The organism is Nostoc sp. CALU 546, from assembly GCF_048836525.1.
The window spans coordinates 1-3,447 of sequence record NZ_JAWJTF010000230.1; the positions used below are offsets into that span (position 1 = coordinate 1).

A 3,447-nucleotide genomic window follows, 5' to 3' on the forward strand; every position below is an offset into this window, starting at 1 on the left:
ATTGCTTGGTAATTGTGTCCAGTGCCACTCTAAAGATGAGCAGTTTAGCTTATAAAATTTCTGAGAGACTTCCTGCCAGTAATCGGAGACTTTTATCTGGTTTAAATCTCGGTAAGCTAAGTAGAGTGCTTGAAGAACAGGGGCATAATTTGGCGCTAATTTTCTAGCTTGATGTAAATATAAAATTCCTTCCAGTTCTCCAGTCATTAAACTAGATATTCCTAGTTTTAGACCAATATGAACTGAATTTGGTAAAACTTGAGAAGCTAAATGTAAAAAACGGCGACTCACAGCGGTGTAAAAAACTAACTGCGAACGACATATTATTTCAATTAATAATAAGATTGTTTTTTCATAACCATTATCAGCTAAGAAAATCCCCTCAAAGCATTCGCGAACATGAGCGGAAAAGTTGTGATTTTCAGTGGATATATATATTAAACAATGAAAGTTATTTTCGTAACTTGTATAAGCAGGTTGGAGTGTATTAATAAAAGTATTAAGTGCTATTTCTATGGCTTTTTGTTTTTCTCCAATCATGCTATAAATTAAAGCAAGATGAGCAGTACACAGTGGATGTCCATCTAAATTTAAACCACTATTCAATGCTTCAAAAGCCATTTCAAGATAGACTGAGCGCAGAACTAGATTATCAACACACAGTTCTGCCTCGCTCAAAGCTACCACTGCTAGGTTATTCCAATCATCTGAAGAATTAGGAGTATCCCAAGAAGTCTGTGACAAAATTCCAGTAATTTTTGATAATATATCAGCGTTAATAGCTGGCAGTAATTTTTGAATATATTGCAAATATATATCACCAACAGCAGGCTCAGAGTTCATATTAAAAATAAGGTAAATGTATCTAAACTAGGTTTGATAAAGTCTCTACATGAGTCAACCATGTATTAATAGTTACTAATTCATTACTTAGTGCTAGCAAGTCTTCGTTTTGAGGATACCCACCTGCTCAACAGAAACTAACATCCTCGCTAAAAATTTTTTACACAAACTTCAAATGCTGACTCTGAAGACAAGAGGACTTTATGCTAAACCCATGCTGCACCGACATTTTGCTATGCGTAGTTTACCGCCCGCCTTAGGCATCGCTCCCCTACTTCAAAGCAAAATCCTCTCCCGCATCTAGACAGAGCTAACCCTCCAGGTCTTCTTCTCTGAGCAAAACATTAAACTTATATAAAGATTTGCGATGATTCTACCTAATGACAGATGTTTGCGATATCCTAAATAACGTTTAAATAAACACAAGCAGTAGCTATTTCTACTCAATTGCAAACTTGTCCATAAGTCAAAAACTTTCAAACCAGCCCTTGTCATATAGGTTGTTCAACAAGGACACACATTTTTTGTGATTAAAACAAATAGAATTTTCCCAGTCGTCCTTAGTCACACTACTTAGTGAAACTTCACAGACGAATAATGATTCTGCTCAGTGTCCAGAATATATCTCTTACAAAAGGTAGTGTTGTAATCTTGTGGAAAAAGGCTAAAGGTAAAGAGGAAAAAGAAGACAGGGAAAGATTAAAGGGAAAAGGGGAAACAGAAACACCCCTTAACCCTTCATCCCTTAACCCTTTCCTCTCAACCTTTGCCTAGTTTCTGCAAAAAGTTTAAGGACTACTGGTGGAATTGGACTTTTGTGGTGGTAATTACCGTACAAAACCGAATTTACCAGTAACTTAGTAGAGTTTGTTATGGTATAGTTAGAAAGTTAAGACTAGCTTTACCAAATTACACCACTCTACGGGCCGGCAACAATTGCAGAATGGAAAGCAGTTTTAATTAAGCATTTACCAACAAAATCTGAATTCAATCGAGGTTATGACTCAGAAAGTGATTCACCCAATGGTGAAATTGCAGCGCAACGTGCAATCACTCATAGAATCGAACATTATTAAGCCAAGCGATAGCATCTGGAAAATCGCTTTGCTATATGGTAATGAATGGCAGCACTGGAAACAGGAACTGCTGGACTTTGGCTTTAGTATGCAAGACCCAGTTAGTGAATTGCTAGCTGTAGAAACTTGGGATGAGGAGTAGGGAATAGGGAATAGGGAAATAGGAATTTTTAATATTCACCACTCCCTTACTCCCCACTCTCTAAACTTTGCAGGCAGCTAAAGCCGCAGCTAATTCTTTGGCAGTTTGATAGCGATCGCGTGGCAATGGTTCTGTAGCGCGATCAATCACATCTCTTAATTGGGAACTAATGGTGGGAACTTTTGCCACATCAAACCTGAAGTTTCGCCCTCTTTGGCGATAATACTTGAAAGGGTTTTCCCCTGTGAGCAGAAAAATCAGTGTTGGCCCAATTGCATACAAATCAGATTGAGTTAAAGGTTGTCCTCGTTCTTGTTCAGGAGCGCAGTAACCTTCTGCACCAATTCGAGTACCGGGCGCTGTGCCAATTTCCTTAACTGCGCCAAAATCCAGCACCACTATGCGATTTACTGCACTTCGCACCATTAAGTTGGCGGGTTTAATATCGCGGTGAATCAGTGGAGGGCTTTGGCTATGAAGATAGTCTAAGATGTCGCAGGTTTGGATCATCCAAGCGATCGCTTGGCTTGGTGTCACTGGGCCATTAGTATAGACACGTTTCTCTAAATCTTGACCGTGGATTAATTCCATTGCCAAGTATTTTTTTCCGCCTTCTACAAAGAAATCGTAATACTTGGGAATTCCAGGATGGTTAAGGGATTTGAGAGTGTAGGCCTCTCGCTCAAATAATTCTTGAGCTTTGGCAATTCTTAGCATATCAGCATTCATTTGCTTCAACACCAGAAGTTGTGGCATACCCGCAATCAGACCAGCCGCATCCCAAGCGAGATAAGTAGTACCCATACCTCCTTGCCCAAGAGTTTGCAACACCTGATAATGGCGAATCCTCTGTTGCACTAACAAAGGTTGACCGCAGTGGATGCAAAACAGATTGTTTGGGGAGTTGCCTTCGTGGGTGCAAATGTAGGATGAATTTGCTATACCTTGGGCTGAGTAGAGTGTTGCAGCAGCATTTTCTTCTGTGCCTTGCATTTGTTGTTGCGATCGCAAACCAGTTTCCAGTACTGTTACATCCTGAAGTTGGAATTGCAGTATTGGGCCTCCCTGTGCAAGTTGCAAAAGGGAATTATCTGGTAACGGACTCTGAATTACAAGGATACCGTTGAGGAAAGTCCCATTTGTACCTTGACTAATCAGCCGCCAACCACCGTCATTGCCGGGAGAATCGACTTGTCTAAGTTCTAGATGATGCCGCGAAACTAAACTATCAGTTAAAACAACGTGATTATCTGCCGCTCGACCAATCCGAATTATGGAGGAGTTCTCAAAGCACCACTGCTGGAGGGGCGTTTTCTGTTGCGGTTCTAACAGGGTCAGACTAACCACAATACAACCTACAAGGTAAATGGATTAGAGATTGGGCAT

2 protein-coding genes and 1 pseudogene are annotated in these 3,447 nt (G+C 40.2%); 1 reads left to right on the forward strand and 2 read right to left on the reverse strand.

Annotation, left to right across the window (positions count from 1 at the left end; genetic code table 11):
• A pseudogene (locus RRG12_RS41920) lies at positions 1 to 843 on the reverse strand (FkbM family methyltransferase); the annotation flags it as partial.
• A 999-nt stretch (positions 844 to 1,842) separates the two neighbouring features.
• Here RRG12_RS41920 and RRG12_RS41925 point away from each other — a divergent pair.
• Positions 1,843 to 2,061 (forward strand): DUF4327 family protein, encoded by a 219-nt coding sequence (locus tag RRG12_RS41925; protein ID WP_181930103.1) that lies wholly within the window; start codon positions 1,843 to 1,845, stop codon positions 2,059 to 2,061.
• A 60-nt stretch (positions 2,062 to 2,121) separates the two neighbouring features.
• Here the strand turns inward: RRG12_RS41925 and RRG12_RS41930 are convergent, their stop codons facing one another.
• Positions 2,122 to 3,408 carry a protein kinase domain-containing protein gene (locus RRG12_RS41930; protein ID WP_420761028.1) on the reverse strand — a complete coding sequence of 429 codons (1,287 nt, stop codon included), beginning with the start codon at positions 3,406 to 3,408 and terminating at the stop codon, positions 2,122 to 2,124.
• Positions 3,409 to 3,447: the final 39 nt, after the last annotated feature.